Origin of the sequence: Paenibacillus andongensis, assembly GCF_025369935.1 — a bacterium.
In the GTDB taxonomy this organism is placed as follows: domain Bacteria; phylum Bacillota; class Bacilli; order Paenibacillales; family NBRC-103111; genus Paenibacillus_E; species Paenibacillus_E andongensis.
This window is the reverse complement of the sequence record NZ_CP104467.1, coordinates 1,958,712-1,974,138: the sequence shown is the minus strand read 5'-3', so window position 1 is coordinate 1,974,138 and position 15,427 is coordinate 1,958,712. Positions and strand designations below refer to the sequence as shown.

The 15,427-nt window shown below is 44.9% G+C and carries 14 protein-coding genes; 3 read left to right on the top strand and 11 right to left on the bottom strand.

Annotation, left to right across the window (positions count from 1 at the left end):
- The first annotated feature begins 145 nt into the window (after positions 1–145).
- The gene (locus NYR53_RS09120; protein ID WP_261304873.1) at positions 146–556 is read left to right on the top strand and encodes a DUF3889 domain-containing protein; all 411 of its coding nucleotides are present in this window, start codon (positions 146–148) and stop codon (positions 554–556) included.
- Here NYR53_RS09120 and NYR53_RS09115 read toward each other — a convergent pair.
- From NYR53_RS09115 to NYR53_RS09085, 7 genes are all read right to left on the bottom strand, one after another.
- A complete protein-coding gene (locus tag NYR53_RS09115) occupies positions 551–1,870 on the bottom strand; it encodes a replication-associated recombination protein A (protein ID WP_261304872.1) in 1,320 nt (439 codons plus the stop codon). The genes NYR53_RS09120 and NYR53_RS09115 overlap by 6 nt on opposite strands.
- A gap of 128 nt (positions 1,871–1,998) precedes the next feature.
- Positions 1,999–3,534, bottom strand: coding sequence for an MFS transporter (locus tag NYR53_RS09110; RefSeq protein WP_261304871.1), 1,536 nt, complete (start codon positions 3,532–3,534; stop codon positions 1,999–2,001).
- A gap of 7 nt (positions 3,535–3,541) precedes the next feature.
- Positions 3,542–4,081 carry a PadR family transcriptional regulator gene (locus NYR53_RS09105; RefSeq protein ID WP_261304870.1) on the bottom strand — a complete coding sequence of 180 codons (540 nt, stop codon included), beginning with the start codon at positions 4,079–4,081 and terminating at the stop codon, positions 3,542–3,544.
- A gap of 359 nt (positions 4,082–4,440) precedes the next feature.
- The gene (locus NYR53_RS09100; RefSeq protein WP_057306114.1) at positions 4,441–5,196 is read right to left on the bottom strand and encodes a tRNA threonylcarbamoyladenosine dehydratase; all 756 of its coding nucleotides are present in this window, start codon (positions 5,194–5,196) and stop codon (positions 4,441–4,443) included.
- Positions 5,197–5,220: 24 nt separating this feature from the next.
- Positions 5,221–7,002 carry an aspartate--tRNA ligase gene (aspS, locus tag NYR53_RS09095; RefSeq protein ID WP_261304869.1) on the bottom strand — a complete coding sequence of 594 codons (1,782 nt, stop codon included), beginning with the start codon at positions 7,000–7,002 and terminating at the stop codon, positions 5,221–5,223.
- A 107-nt stretch (positions 7,003–7,109) separates the two neighbouring features.
- A complete protein-coding gene (gene hisS / locus NYR53_RS09090) occupies positions 7,110–8,375 on the bottom strand; it encodes a histidine--tRNA ligase (protein ID WP_261304868.1) in 1,266 nt (421 codons plus the stop codon).
- A 446-nt stretch (positions 8,376–8,821) separates the two neighbouring features.
- The gene (locus NYR53_RS09085; protein WP_029196913.1) at positions 8,822–9,127 is read right to left on the bottom strand and encodes a winged helix-turn-helix transcriptional regulator; all 306 of its coding nucleotides are present in this window, start codon (positions 9,125–9,127) and stop codon (positions 8,822–8,824) included.
- A 122-nt stretch (positions 9,128–9,249) separates the two neighbouring features.
- Here NYR53_RS09085 and NYR53_RS09080 point away from each other — a divergent pair, with 122 nt between their 5' ends.
- Positions 9,250–9,642 carry a DoxX family protein gene (locus NYR53_RS09080; RefSeq protein ID WP_261304867.1) on the top strand — a complete coding sequence of 131 codons (393 nt, stop codon included), beginning with the start codon at positions 9,250–9,252 and terminating at the stop codon, positions 9,640–9,642.
- A 292-nt stretch (positions 9,643–9,934) separates the two neighbouring features.
- Positions 9,935–10,225: a hypothetical protein gene (locus NYR53_RS09075; protein ID WP_261304866.1), complete on the top strand. Its 291-nt coding sequence runs from the start codon at positions 9,935–9,937 to the stop codon at positions 10,223–10,225.
- A 105-nt stretch (positions 10,226–10,330) separates the two neighbouring features.
- Here the strand turns inward: NYR53_RS09075 and NYR53_RS09070 are convergent, their stop codons facing one another.
- The 4 genes from NYR53_RS09070 to NYR53_RS09055 form a co-directional block, all read right to left on the bottom strand.
- Positions 10,331–12,286: an FAD-dependent oxidoreductase gene (locus tag NYR53_RS09070; protein ID WP_261304865.1), complete on the bottom strand. Its 1,956-nt coding sequence runs from the start codon at positions 12,284–12,286 to the stop codon at positions 10,331–10,333.
- A gap of 205 nt (positions 12,287–12,491) precedes the next feature.
- Entirely contained in the window at positions 12,492–12,665 is a 174-nt protein-coding gene (locus NYR53_RS09065; RefSeq protein WP_261304864.1) for a hypothetical protein, read from the bottom strand.
- Between the two features lie 74 nt (positions 12,666–12,739).
- Positions 12,740–13,180 carry a D-aminoacyl-tRNA deacylase gene (gene dtd / locus NYR53_RS09060; protein ID WP_261304863.1) on the bottom strand — a complete coding sequence of 147 codons (441 nt, stop codon included), beginning with the start codon at positions 13,178–13,180 and terminating at the stop codon, positions 12,740–12,742.
- Between the two features lie 32 nt (positions 13,181–13,212).
- Positions 13,213–15,399, bottom strand: coding sequence for a RelA/SpoT family protein (locus NYR53_RS09055; RefSeq protein WP_261306310.1), 2,187 nt, complete (start codon positions 15,397–15,399; stop codon positions 13,213–13,215).
- Positions 15,400–15,427 lie beyond the last annotated feature (28 nt).

Below are 15,427 nucleotides of genomic sequence, written 5' to 3'. Positions count from 1 at the left end.
TAGGAGCCCAGAGGGCTCCTATTTCTGTTTACAGCACTGCCGCCAGCAAATCATATCATGCGCTAACTTGTAGAAATTTACCGCTTAACGTTCAAGTATGCAGGCCCCATTCTAAGCACAGGATAATCGCGAAAGGTGTGAGTGAATGGGTAGAATCTTAGCCGTACTTCTCATTATTTGGGTTGGTTGGTCAGGAAGTTTGCAAGCGAGAACAGTAGGTACAGAGATAAGTTCAGAGATAAGTACTGAGATAAGTACTGAGACAAGTACAGAACAAATTATTGTAAAACATAAACCTGTGAAAGACCCTGAATATGCCAAATGGAGCCGTCTTGCCTTTCAGGAGGCTGGAAGATTATACACTTTATTAGATTATAAATATTTAGGCCGTTCAACTATCGCGCCAGGTGTTGTACAGCAGCAGTTTCGCTTCTGGGTAAGGCATCATGGTGTCGAATTTCCGCTAATTGTTTCGATTCGGTACGATCCTATTACAGAGAAGGTTTTCACAATCGATATGGAGCAAGAACAAAGAGGGAACCTACCGATTTTATAATCCTGTAGGTGTCCCTCTTCTTTTTTGTTGATTGAGCTTCATCTTTTCTTCGGTTCCCTGTTCACTAGCTGCAAAAATAATCTCATTTCGAATTTCGTCAGGTAAATACTGCTGTTTCACAAAGTGACCCGGGTAGTTATGCGGATACATATATCCTTTATGACCGAGCTGTTCAGCACCTTTATAATGTGTATCCCGCAAATGAAGCGGCACATTCGCAGATTTAACATGCTCCATCAATTGTTCCGCACGAGAGATGGCCATCGGTATTGAATTTGACTTTGGACTCTCCACAGCGAATAAAATTGCCTGGGAAATGATGTACTTGGATTCCGGCCAACCTATCTTATGATAAGCGTCCATGGCCGTCACGGACTGCACCATCGCCTGCGGATTAGCAAGGCCGATATCTTCACTGCATGCGACGATAAGACGCCGCAGGAACGTCATGGGATCCATGCCGAGCTTCTCGACGGCATATAGGAACCAGAACAGCGCGGCGTCACTGGAGCCGCGCACGCTCTTGTGAAATGCGGACAAGACGTCGTATTGCGTCGACTCGTCCGCTTTCACGATAGGGCGGCGGATCGATTCTTCCGCCACCTCTAACGTAATCTGAACCGTTCCATCCGGTTCAGGCGAAGTCGTCAGCGCTGCAAGCTCCAGCGCGTTAAGTGAACGGCGGATGTCTCCACTCGCCATCCGCGCAATATGCTCCAGCGCCTCCTCGTCGACGTGGAGGCGCATGAAGCCGAGCCCCTTCACGGGGTCGGCGATGGCTCTTCGCATGGCGATGAGCGCATGCTCCGCCGTGAGGGGCTCGAGCTGAAACAGCGTCGAGCGCGACAGCAGAGCCCCGTTCACATGGTGAAACGGGTTCTCTGTCGTCGCACCGATGAAGATGAGGATGCCCTGCTCTACAGCAGGGAGCAGCGCATCCTGCCGCGAGGTGTTAAAGCGATGCACCTCGTCGAGGAAAAGGATCGTCTTACGACCGTACATCGCTATATTGGTCTTCGCCAGCTCGATAATCTCTCGCACATCTTTGACCGAAGCATCAACGGCGTTCAGCTTCATGAACTCACCTTGTGTTCGGTTCGCTATGATGTTAGCCAGTGTTGTTTTGCCTGTGCCCGGAGGACCATAAAGCAAGATAGAGGTCACTTGATCGGCCTCAATCGCACGTCTTAGCAGTTTACCTTTTCCGACGATTTGCTCCTGTCCAATGTACTCATCGAGTGTTGTTGGCCGCATACGATCAGCTAACAGCTTTCCTGTTGGTTCTTGTGAAGAAGCATATGTAAACAAGTCCATAAGTAGTTTATCCTTTACTTTGCTTTGAAAGATATAAACTCTATTATAACCCTTATACGAAATCATGTCATGTTTTGTCCGTAAAAGATCCCCCTGTTACAAACCAGGAGGATCTTTCATGATGCCATTTAAATAGACTGAGGAGTTGCATTGTCATTCTGTGGTTCCGGACGCTGGACAGGTACCGTGAAGCGAAGTTGCCCTGCTATGAATGCAGCCGCAAGTCCGACAATACCGAACATAATGCTTAAGATAAAACCATGGTTAATCGCTGTTCCCAGTGAATCCCGGAGGAAGTTCATCGTTTCCTTGGGCAGTGCCGCCCCCGTACGGATCAATTGATTAGGATTTGCTAAGGTTGCTAGCTGATTGAGAGGCATATTGTGCTCGGCTGCGCCTGCTTGAATAAGCCTGTTATAGTTATTATTGACGATAGTCGCCATAATGGATGCCCCGAGAACACCTCCAATATTACGCCAAAAGCCAATGATGGAAGAACTGACTCCAATATATTTGCGATCTACGCTGAGAGCAACTGCATTTTGAGCCACACTCATTAACGGACCAATTGCCCCTACACCCAATATGACCATCAAGATCACCATATACCATTTGCTTGCATCATGACTGACTATACTTAGCAAATAACTAACGACTATTCCAGAAATCATACTAATAGCGATAACCGCTCGGAAGCTAAAGAAACGTTGCAGGAAACCAAACAAAACAGCACCAACGATTAAAGAAAACATCATGGGGGTCAATAGACCATTTGAATTCACTTGTCCTAGTACCGCTGTTGAAAAAACAGGCAAGTAAGCAATTGCTGAGAACATAATCGCCCCTTGGCAAAGGCAAGCTAACATCATGCCTAGAACCATACGATTTTTAAATAAGGGCAAAGGTAGTATGGGTTCTTGAGCTCTACGTTCAACCATTATGAACAGAAAGCCTACAACAATGGCAACAGCCAGCAGACTCATAATTTGCCAGGAGGCCCAAGGATAATCCTTACCACCGAATTCAAGTGCTAACATGAGTGAAATCGTAGAGATAATGAGGAAACATGTTCCTACATAATCAATTTTCGGACGATGAGCCGAACGAGTTTCCTTTAGAGCAAAAAGGAGAACAAAGAAGGAGATTAAGCCAAGTGGTATATTAACATAGAAACACCATCGCCAGCCCCAAGTTTCTGCGAGTAATGTACCGATTTGCGGACCCGCTACCGATGATAAGCCGAATATCCCTGCGAATACTCCAGATAGCTTAGCCGCTTGTTTGGGATCCGAAAAAATCGTATAGATAATGGTGAAACTAATGGGGAAGATAGCACCTGAACCTATTCCCTGAACCGCTCTATATATGATCAGCTGCGTTATATCCTGGGCCGTACCACAGAGTGCCGAACCGATCAAAAATAACGAAATTCCAATCAAATAAAAGAGCTTTCTGCCAAACATATCCGACAGCTTTCCGAAAACAAGCATCGTGCTGGTGGAGGCAAGCATATACGCTGTGAATACCCAACTGATCTTATCGAAACCATTAATGTCACCTATTATATGACTTATAGCAGCCGCCGTAATTGTATTATCCAGCGCAGACATCAATAGTCCTAGCGCCATAGCCAGTATGATAAAGCCTGCTTTTTTATTACCCACTTTCGTTTTACCCCTTTTCCATTTTCAAATGACTCAACCGTTCTATACCGGCCATTAAGATTCGCAGAGTGCTTTCCATATTTTCGATACCAATCTGAATACAAATTTCCTGTGTCTGAGACATTAATGAATTTGACTTACCGTTCTCATACATTTTCCTCAAACGCTCAAGATCATCTTCGGTACTCGAAACGCCATATTCCAAATATTCAATCATGACCTCGACCTCAATAAATTCACCAAAAAACAAGCGAGTCATCGCATCAGATTTGAATTCATTGGCTTGCAAAGGACTGTACATATAGGCTTTGAAATGCTTTTGGCCTTCCTCTGTTATGGAGTAGACATTCTTATTCGGTCTCCCCTCTTGGATCACACTTTCTTTCGTAATGAGACCTTCCTTCTCCATCTTGCTAAGAGTCGGATAAATCGTGCCAAAACTTGCGTTGTAAAAATAAGAAAACACAGTCTCAAACATATTTTTGATGTCGTATCCTGAAAGGCTGCGTTTCATTAAAATACCTAAAATAACATCCTGACTAGTCATGCTGTTAGTCCTCCTTGTTTCATGATGTGTTTCTTTAGTAACAATTTACCAGATTATATATATCAAGTCAACATATAAATAACTGATATATACTTTTTCGATATAATATTCATCATTTCAATCCTTACGATACCTCCTGGCGCCTTGTGAAAAGGAACGTAGAAGCGTTATTTCCTCTATGGAAGCGCGTATTTCAGTCAAAATAGCAAAATAACGTCTCCTGGTTCCCTTAAGGATCAAAAAGGCGTATATTTCGATAAATAACGCATCGTAGTTCCTTTTACTTCGTCCGAGCCACCTAGTCTTTGCCTTATAAAATAAAAAAACGGATGCCCTCGTTTTCTTGGGCATCCGTTCTTCTATTTCTTCTTCAAACCAATTTCCAATAGTTCTTTCACAGCCACACTCACCATGATCAGTCCAGCCACAGGCGGGACGAAGGCATTGCTCGCTGGTGGTTGTTTCGCCTTGCGAATTTCAGGTGCATTCGCAGGAACGATTTGCTGCGTTACGTCCTCGCGGGGTTTCATCGGCTCTTCGGTCGAAAATACAACCTTCACGCCTTTTTTGATCCCTTCTTTGCGCAGTTTTTGACGCACCACACGTGCAATTGGATCCATGCTCGTTTTGGAGATATCCGCTACTTTGAACTGTGACGGATCCATTTTGTTGGCTGCGCCCATACTGGATACGATAGGAATCTTCCGCTCTAGACACTGTTTAATGAGATGGATTTTGTAGGAAATGGTATCGCTCGCGTCCAACATGTAATCGATTGGATAAGCGAATACTTCTTCATACGTTTCCTCTGTGTAGAACATCCGGAGCGCGATAACATCGCATTCCGGATTAATTAATTTGATTCGATCACGCATCAGGTCGGCCTTAGGCTGACCTACTGTTGTCGTAAGCGCATGAATCTGACGATTAATATTCGTGATGTCGACCACATCTTTGTCGATCAGAATAAGACGTCCAACTCCTGTACGCGCTAGTGCTTCAGCTGCGATTGAACCTACACCGCCGATGCCTAGTACGGCAACTGTGCTATTCTTCATGATTTCAAGGCCCTCAGGGCCAATCGCTAGTTCGGTTCGTGAAAATTGGTGAAGCATAGAAACACTTCCTCTTCTATGTTCTTAGGCCTTAGCAGCAGGCTGCTTGAGCGCTAAGCGAATCGACAGTTGTTCAAGCTGTTTGTCGTCTACTGTACCCGGTGCATCGGTCAATAAGTCTGTTGCGCTTGCTGTTTTCGGGAATGCAATCGTTTCTCTAAGATTCGTGCGACCTGTGATCAGCATCACCAAACGGTCGAAACCAAAAGCAAATCCGCCGTGAGGAGGTGTTCCATATTCAAAGGCTTCGAGTAGGAAGCCGAATTTCTCAACAGCTTCTTCTTTGGAGAAGCCCAGCGCACCGAACATTTTCTCCTGCACTTCACGTTGGTAAATACGCATCGAACCGCCGCCTACTTCGTATCCGTTCAAGACAAGATCGTAAGCTTGCGCACGAATTTGACCTGGATCTGTATCAAAGAAATGAATATCATCTTCATTTGGACGCGTGAACGGATGATGCTCAGCCACATAACGTTTGGCTTCTTCGTCGTACCCAAGAAGTGGGAAGTCCACAACCCAAGCATATTTGAACTTCGAATCATCGATAAGACCAAGCTCACGACCGATTTTCAGACGAAGATTACCTAATACATCAGCAACAACCTTTTTCTTATCAGCGGAGAATAGAAGCAAATCTCCTTCTTCTGCGCCCAAACGTTCTGTTAACGCAGCGATTTCAGCTTCATTGAAGAATTTCACAATCGGCCCTTTGAATTCGCCATCTTTCACTTGAATCCATGCTAAGCCTTTGGCGCCGTAACGTGCTGCGAATGGTAAAAGGTCATCGATCTCCTTACGACTCCATGTGCCGCAACCTTTCGCGTTCAATGCTTTTACTTGACCGCCGCCTTTAACGACGTTTGCAAACACTTGAACACCTGAAGTTTCAACGATATCTGAAACATCTTCGAGTTCTAAACCAAAACGCAGATCTGGTTTATCCGAACCATATTTCGCCATGGCATCCGCATACGTAATACGTTGGAATGGACGCGGGATTTCAACTTGAGCTGTTTCTTGCATTAATTTGACTACGAGTTCTTCCAAAATCTCAAGCAATTGATCCTGAGAAATGAAGGAAGTCTCTATGTCGACTTGTGTAAATTCAGGTTGACGGTCTGCACGAAGATCCTCATCGCGGAAACAGCGTGCGATTTGGTAATAACGCTCCAAGCCACTAACCATCAACAATTGTTTAAAGATTTGCGGGGACTGCGGAAGCGCGAAAAATTCGCCCGGATGCACGCGGCTTGGCACCAAGTAGTCACGAGCACCTTCCGGTGTGCTTTTCGTCAAAATCGGTGTTTCTACTTCAACAAATCCTTGATCATCTAAGAAATTACGGAATACTTTGGACGCTTTGGAGCGTAACATTAAGGTTCTTTGCATTTCCGGACGACGCAGGTCTAGATAACGATATTTCAAACGAACGGCTTCGTCCACATCTACGCCATCTTCGATGAAGAAAGGAGGTGTTTTAGCTGCATTCATAATTTCGATTTCAGTCACCTGAATCTCAATTTCACCCGTTGTGATATTTTTGTTAACCGTTTCGGCATCACGTTCTACAACTTTCCCTTTAACAGCAAGCACGTATTCATTACGAGCGCGGTCAGCAATGGCAAGTGCATCCCCTGAGAAGTCTGGATTAAATACGGTCTGTACAAGCCCGCTCCGATCACGTAGATCGATGAATAAAACGCCGCCTAAGTCGCGTCTTCTTTGCACCCAACCGTTTAGTGTAACTGTCTGTCCAACCTGAGCTTTCGTAAGCTCACCGCAATGATGTGTTTTTAGCATCATGATATGTTTTCCTCCTAATATAGGGATCTTTGAGCGGAGCTCAAAGTCTCTCCTTTGTTGGGATCTTTGAGCCCAGCTCAAAGTCTCTCCTCTTTGTTAAAGTCTACCTACTCGAAAAGCGTCTTTGCAGCGTTCGAAGCAAGATCGGCTAAACTCACAGTCAATTGACTGCCTGTATCCATCTTTTTCAACGTAATTTCGCCGCGCACCAATTCGTCATCTCCAAGAATCGCCACATAGGTGGCTTGAAAGCGGTCAGCTGATTTCATTTGTGCCTTCATTTTACGGCCCTGGTAATCCTTCTCCGCTTTCAGTCCTTGCACTCTAAGCTGGTGCAGCAGCTTCGTTACTTCCTTTTCCGCCGTGTCTCCAAGACCGATCAAATAGACATCCAACGGCTCTGGCTTCGGAATTTCAACACCTTGTGCATGCAATACGAGTAGAATACGCTCAAGACCGAGACCCAAGCCAACTCCCGGCTGATCGGTGCCACGGCCGCCAATCTGCTCAACCAGACCATTGTATCGTCCGCCTCCGCCAATCGTATCAATCGCGCCGATCCCGGCTGCTTTGTACTCAAAAGCTGTATGCGTGTAGTAATCCAGACCGCGAACAAGGCGCGGATTAATCCGATACGGGATTTCCATCGCTGTTAGATGCTCTTGAACCAACGCGAAATGCGACGTGCACTCTTCATCCAAATACTCCAAAATTTCTGGAGCACCTTCGCCATACTTTTGATCTGTTTTACAATCAAGAATACGCATCGGATTCCGATCAAATCGGGACTGACAATCTTTACAAAGCAAATGTTTCACAGGTGCGAAGAACTCCTGCAGTTTCTCACGGTAAACCGTTCTAACAGCTGGTGTGCCGACGGAGTTAATTTCAACGGTTACTTCCTTAAGACCAATTTCTTTATAAAATGTGTAACCAAGAGCAATCACTTCCGCATCAATGCTTGGATCAACGGACCCGAAAGCTTCAATGCCGAACTGATGGAACTGGCGATATCTCCCAGCTTGCGGCTGCTCATAGCGGAACATGGGTCCAATGTAATAAAGCTTCGTTAAATCCGGAATCCCATAAAGCTTATTCTCGACATAAGCCCTAACAACACCGGCTGTTCCTTCAGGACGAAGCGTCATGCTGCGGTCCCCTTTATCGAGAAAGGTGTACATTTCTTTGCCCACGATATCTGTCGTTTCGCCGACACCTCTAATGAACAAATCGGTTTCCTCAAATATCGGCGTACGGATCTCTTTGTAATTAAATCTTTGGCACAAATCTCTCGCTTTGCTCTCTAGGTACTGCCACTTCTCCACCTCACCGGGAAGAAGATCTTGTGTGCCTTTTGGCTTTTGGATGCTCATGTGCTTGACCTCCTCTTATCAATCATTCCTGTCAAATAACAACAAAAAAATCTCTCACCCCCGACTAACGTCAGGGACGAGAGATTTGATTAACAAATTCACCCGTGGTACCACCCACATTCAGAAACGCTGCAATCGTTTGCCAGAGGCAACGAGACAGAACTCTGCTCTTTACGGATAACGCCCGCTACACGCACAGCTGCTACTAGGCAAGTTGACATCAGCCAATATGCATTTCCCAACTGGTCCTCGGGGAGGTCTTTTCGTTCGCTCATCATAGGAAGCTTGCAGCCTAGACTTCCTTCTCTGCTTATGTGGGGGCGACTTACTTTGTCCCTTCAACGGATCACAAAAGTATCGAATTACATTATTGTTTATTGTAAACATTGGCAGATACAAAGTCAAGAGATAGAAGTACTAATCCTCCTATACCTCCACTACATTAATTAATGTAAGTCCGCCCATTTTTGCAACTCGTCCATAACGGGTTTTAGCCCTTTTCCTTTGGGGGTTAATTCATACTCAATCCGAACCGGCGTTTCTGGGTATACATGACGGATGATGATCTCCGCAGCCTCGAGCTCCTTGAATCTCTCCGAAAGCATGCGATCACTCATACTTGGGATGAGAACTGATATATCTTTAAAGCGCTTCGGTCCAGAAAGCAAGACATGTACAATTAATCCTGTCCAACGCTTTCCTAGAAGTTCAAAAGCATTCTCGAATTTGGGACACAGTTGATAGTCTTCCATTTAAATCATCTCCTTATAAACAATTTTAGCATAGTCGCTTGACAAAAGTAAGTGCTTCGTAATAATATACTAACATAAAGTAAGTTATTAAACAAAATATATTAAAAGAGGAGTTGTTAGTAATGGCGTTAGGTCTTCTTATTATTCGTTTAGTGATCGGTTTATCATTCGCGGCGCACGGTTCACAAAAAGTATTTGGATGGTTCGGTGGCTATGGTCCTAAAGGTACGGGAGGTTTCTTCGATTCTATTGGAATCAAGCCAGGTGTGCTCATGGCTGTTCTTGCAGGTTTGGCGGAAATTGCAGGTGGGCTGCTCTTCGCTGCAGGTCTTTGGACATCATTAGGTGCTGCCCTTATCGTTCTAATTATGCTTGGGGCTATTATTAAAGTTCATGCCAAAAACGGTTATTGGATAACTTCCAATGGTATTGAATACAATTTAACATTAATCGCTATCGCCGTTGGTGTTGCACTTATCGGAGCCGGTGAATATTCTTTAGATGCTTTGATGTAAAAATAGTGCTAAGCCGTCCAGCTCAAGCTGAGACGGTTTTTTTGTGTAAAGAAAATAGCCTGCAGCACAAGGGCTGCAGGCCTCAAATAAATATATATTTTAAAGGGGGTCGACTATTATTATATCCGCACTTGATTAAAGGGACATGAAAATTAAGTTACAATTTCATTACAGCATTTTCTCCGTATTTTCAATCATTTTCATTTATTTTCACCGTATATTCAGACCATTTTCACATATACATGTACAACAAGGCAGATGGCCTTGAATTTATCATCAGGAGGCTGTAACAATGACAATACAAAACGAGTTTCAAGAGGAACGGCAAGATCTAGTGGTGCTTTTCTCTGAAGATTCCGAAATCGAAGCCGAAGTTGAAGACGAAGTAGCTGAAGAAACAGCCGAAGAAGAGGCCATTGAAGAGTCGGACGAAGCTGAGGAAGCGGAAGATGAAGCCTCTGATGAGGAAGAAGTAGAAGCTGAGGATGTGTCCGAGGAGGATGCCGAAGCGGAAAGTGATGAATCAGCCGAAGACGATTCGGAAGATTCAGCGCAAGCTGAAGAGGATGCTGACGCAGACTGAACCCGTTAAGCATGTAAGCGTAATCACAAAAACTTCCTTAGCTTCGAAACGTTAAGAGCCTTAATGCCACATCTTCAAGCGGCATTAAGGCTCTTAATTGTTGTTCTATGGCTTACCTGTAACACCAACTTTTAAATCTTTTATAAGCATATACGTGTCGGCATTCGTTAGCTTTTGCTTGTCGGTAATAAGTTTAACGGTCGTTTCTGTGAGGAGCTTATTCTCCATTAACTTGGATTGTGCTTCAGCGGAGGCAGCTTTCAGTCCTAACGCTTGTGTGATTGTATAACAGGCCTGCTCTAGGGTAAGTGGTATTTTATCTGCGTTTTGCAGATTCGCTATAGCCTGATTGACATCCCCAACCCAGGCATCAGGTTTCATTTTCCTCGCACCGCTGACGAGATTAACCATCCGCTTTGGATTGGCCGCGTCATCCAAGTGAAAGTTATTGTCATAAGCGCCTGAAGCTAAGCCCAGCATCAGAGCGGATTTCAAACCTTCATAGGATTTATGCTCCATAAAAGGTTGAGGCTTGAGCGCAATAGGCTGAAGCTCCATGCCTTGTTTAATCAAATGATCCTGCAATTTAGCAATAACTTCTTTGGAGCCGGATAATTGACGGAATGTCATTTTTTCTTGCTTAGCGAACATAGCAGCAGCGCCTGCCGCTTCACCTTCAGCCATCCCAGTTGGCATTACTCGAGCACTCCCGTGCGGAAGCGTATCGTAGCTAGCTGCTCTGCCAACAACAAGCAGTCCATCTACTTTCAGTGGTACAATGCTGCGGAAAGGTATGGCGTACTGTGTCGGAGAACATACGACGTTACCGGAATCGCTTGGTGTCACACGTTGGATATCTACGGGATAAGAACCGAAGCCAATACGGTCCCATTGGTCCCCATTCGTACATACGTCAACTATGTTCATTCGGTATTCGCCCTGTATATGCCGCGTTTCACGCACATATAACTCAGAAGCAGTCCCCGCTAGCTCTACACCGGCAAACTCGGGAAAAGTTTTCTGCATGTAGGCAACCACATTCGGTAATTCTTGATTGGCAATATCAAAAGCATCTTGAACAGATTTCGGATTAAATGTATCTACCCCAAATATTTGCAATGAGTTCACAAGTACCGTATTATCGTTCTCTCTTCCCATGTTCAAGCCGCGCATTTTGGCACGTTCTTTATTAAGAGCTGGATAATTACTCATTTCTTTATAGCCCCAGACACTAACTTCATTAACGCCAGAATTCACGTCATCGTCTCCATTTAGACGCTTTGCCATCAGACTCCATACTTCGGGAGTAATGTTTTTAAGACGAAAAACTAGTGTAACGGCCATTCTTGACTGAGGATCACCCAAATCTTCTCTTCCAAATGTAAAAGGAACACCCGCCGCAGCTGCAAAATCAGCATCTTGTGTGGCATCGATGACAGAGGCTGACTTCACCGTTTGTTTGGTTCCATCTGACAAAGTAAGTATAACGCCTTGTAACTTTGCATTTCCTGAACCTGATGACTCAAGAATAGGTTCTATTTTTTGCATGCGTAATAAAACATCTATATTTTTCTCTGCACGAACCAAGTCGTAGAAAGCATTTGCAGCTGTGTTAACATCGAAGGAATCACCCTCGATTTTACTGTACCACTCTGAGAAAAAGCCCTTGTTAAACACCTCATGTTTGCTGAGCGGATTCGCTTTGGGCGCGTAGTTCATATCAATCGTATTAAGACCACCATGCGTCATCAAACCACCCAACATAGTCCGATTCCGGCCATCAACGAGCAGTGTACTTAATCCATTGCGAGCAGCCGAAACGGCAGCAGCAACCCCCTCCGGGTCCGTACCTACAACAATGACATCGTACGCATCTTTAGCTTTCTTTACTGATTTCACTTCTTGAATAGCTTGCTTAACTGAGCTATGTGCACCATGTGAAAGGTGTTTATATTGATAGTAGAGAGATGCAGCTGCTGCCAACACCGCAAGTACAATCAATGTCCCCATCAACCAAAGCCATCCTTTGGATGTGGAGTTGTTACGATTCGAATTTGCCATTAGGACGAAAGCACCCACCTTGTCTTCTGCTTTTCATACTGCTTACCGAGTAAAGTTTTCAATAAGTTTCATGGAGCAGTTGATTAATTTCTAGCCATAAAACACCAAATGTTAGTTTACCACATTTCGAACATGTATAGAAATTTTGCGCCAGTAACAAATAAAGCCGCGCATGGCTGAACGAACAGCACGCGTGGCTTTATGGTTACCGATAGGATTTTTTGGGAATGCTTTTCATCTTTTCTTGTTCGGATGTGAATTCTGCACTAATTTCTACATCCGCGAGCGCAGGTGCTTGACTCATCCGCTCAGCAAGAGTGGTATGGAGCAGTTGCTGCTCTGGTGCCGTCATGGCTCTGTGTTTGATCGATCGACGCATCTGGGTGCTCCTAACCGCTAGTATATACACATTCAGTATAACCAGTCGGCTAGTTTATTATCCTTCAGAGCAACCTATTTGCTGTCGATAACCAACGTTACAGGTCCCCAATTCGTCAAAGATACATCCATCATTTCCCCAAAAGCGCCCGTTTCCACATGTAAACCTAGAGACCTTAGCAGCTCATTAAACTTGTCATATAGCGGCTCAGCAAGCTCTGGTCTTGCCGCTGACATGAAATTGGGCCTCTTCCCTTTACGGCAATCGCCATACAAAGTAAACTGTGAAACGGATAAAATTTGTCCTCCCGTATCTAGTACGGAAAGATTCATTTTGCCGGATTCATCTTCAAAAATACGCAGCCCAGCCACTTTATCCGCCAAATACTTCGCATCCTGCTCGGTATCGTCATGGGTAATCCCGACTAGCAGCAGCAAACCCTGTTCAATACGACCAATGGTTGTATCATTTACAGTTACTTCGGCACGTTTACAACGTTGAACAACTACTCTCATTGCCTTTGAATCTCCTTAACTTATTACATAGCCTAACTTTGCATAATACGCTGAACGGAATAGACATCCTTGACACGTTTAATTTTCTCAACAACGGACTGCAGATGGTCTATATTTTTGATTAAAATGGTCATATGAATCGTAGCCATCTTGTTCTTATCGGATCGCCCGGATACAGCGGAAATCATCGTTTTGCTTTCTGAAACAGCTTGGAGTACTTCGTTTAAGAATCCACGGCGGTCATGACCAGTGATTTCGATCTCGACATTGAAATTGGATTCTACAGCTTCGGCCCAATCGACCTCAATGACCCGCTCCTCTTCCCCCATAGTTGAAGGGATGTTCGTGCAATCAGAACGATGCACGGACACGCCGCGTCCTCTCGTGATGTACCCAATGATCAGATCGCCAGGTACTGGATTACAGCAGCGTGCGAAGCGGACAAGCAGATTGTCGACGCCTTTGACACGGACACCGTTAGTTGGACGGCTTTTGCGCTCGGATGAAGTCGGAGCTTTGACCTCCTTGACCTCACTAGTAAGCTTCAGCACCTGTGCTTCTTCGGCTTCCTTACGCAGCTTCTCGGTTAACTTCGTACATATTTGTGCAGCTGTAATACCGCCAAAGCCTACGGCTGACAGCATATCTTCAATATCGCTAAAATTAAACTTCTTCGCGGCTTCAAGCATTTTATCGTCGCTCATCAATGTCGGAGGATCGATCGCCAATCGTTTGAGCTCGCGCTCAATCATGTCTTTCCCTTTTTCAACGTTCTCTTCACGCTTCTCTTTCTTAAACCACTGCTTGATCTTACTTCGAGCGTGAGAGGATTGCGCGATTTTAATCCAATCCTGACTAGGTCCGTACGAGTGCTTAGAGGTCAGAATTTCAATAATATCCCCTGTTTTCAACTTGTGGTCCAAGGGAACGATCCGGGAATTTACTTTGGCGCCAATTGTCCGATTACCAACTTCTGTGTGAATACGATAAGCAAAATCCAGAGGTACAGAACCGGCAGGAAGCTCGATAACTTCCCCTTTTGGCGTAAAGACGAAAACTAGGTCTGAGAAGAAATCCATCTTCATGGATTCCATAAATTCGGATGCGTCATTGGTCTCGTGCTGAAGTTCCAGAATTTCACGGAACCAGCTCATTTTGTCCTCGAAAGTGCCCGAAGGTACTACAGAACCGCCTTCTTTGTAGGCCCAATGCGCAGCGATACCAAACTCTGACGTTCTATGCATCTCCCATGTGCGAATCTGAACTTCTAACGGCTCTCCCTTAGGCCCAATCACCGTTGTGTGTAAAGACTGATACATATTCGGCTTCGGCATCGCAATATAATCTTTGAAGCGTCCAGGCATTGGTTTCCACAAGGTATGAATGATACCTAAAGAAGCGTAGCAGTCCTTGATGCCATCAACAATAACACGAAGTGCCATGAGATCGTAAATCTCATTGAACTGCTTACCGCGGGAGCTCATTTTTTTATAAATACTGTATAGATGCTTAGGTCTTCCCGAAATATCTCCCTGAATGCCCATTTCATCCAGCTTTTCTTTAATGCTGTGAATAACGTCCTCAATATATTGCTCACGCTCTGTGCGCTTCTTCTGCATAAGGTTAACGATCCGATAATACTGCTGCGGATTCAAATAACGGAGGGCGATATCCTCCATTTCCCACTTAATTGTAGAAATACCGAGTCGATGCGCAATCGGACAGAAAATCTCCAGCGTTTCCTCCGCAATGCGGCGCTGGCTCTCTTCAGATTGGTACTTCAATGTCCGCATATTGTGCAAACGGTCCGCCAATTTAATGAGAATAACGCGAATATCCTGCGCCATAGCAACAAACATTTTGCGGTAGTTCTCGTTCTGCTGCTCCTCTTTGGACTTGAACTTGATCCGTTCCAGCTTCGTCAAGCCATCCACTAGCATCGCGCAAGTTTTCCCGAATTTATCTAGAACAGTTTCCAGTGAAACTGTTGTATCTTCAACGACATCATGCAGAAGCGCAGCAATAACGGATGTGACATCCATCTGCATGTTCACCAATATATCTGCAACAGCGAGTGGATGCAGAATATAGGGCTCACCCGATTTGCGTACTTGGCCATGATGGGCTTCATCCGCAAATTCATAGGCCTCCCTAATCCTCTGCAAATCATTCTCTTTCAGATAGGTGGCGGCCTTCTCCAGCAGCTGCTCTATACCCATGCATCTACCCATTCCCTTTAATCGATTT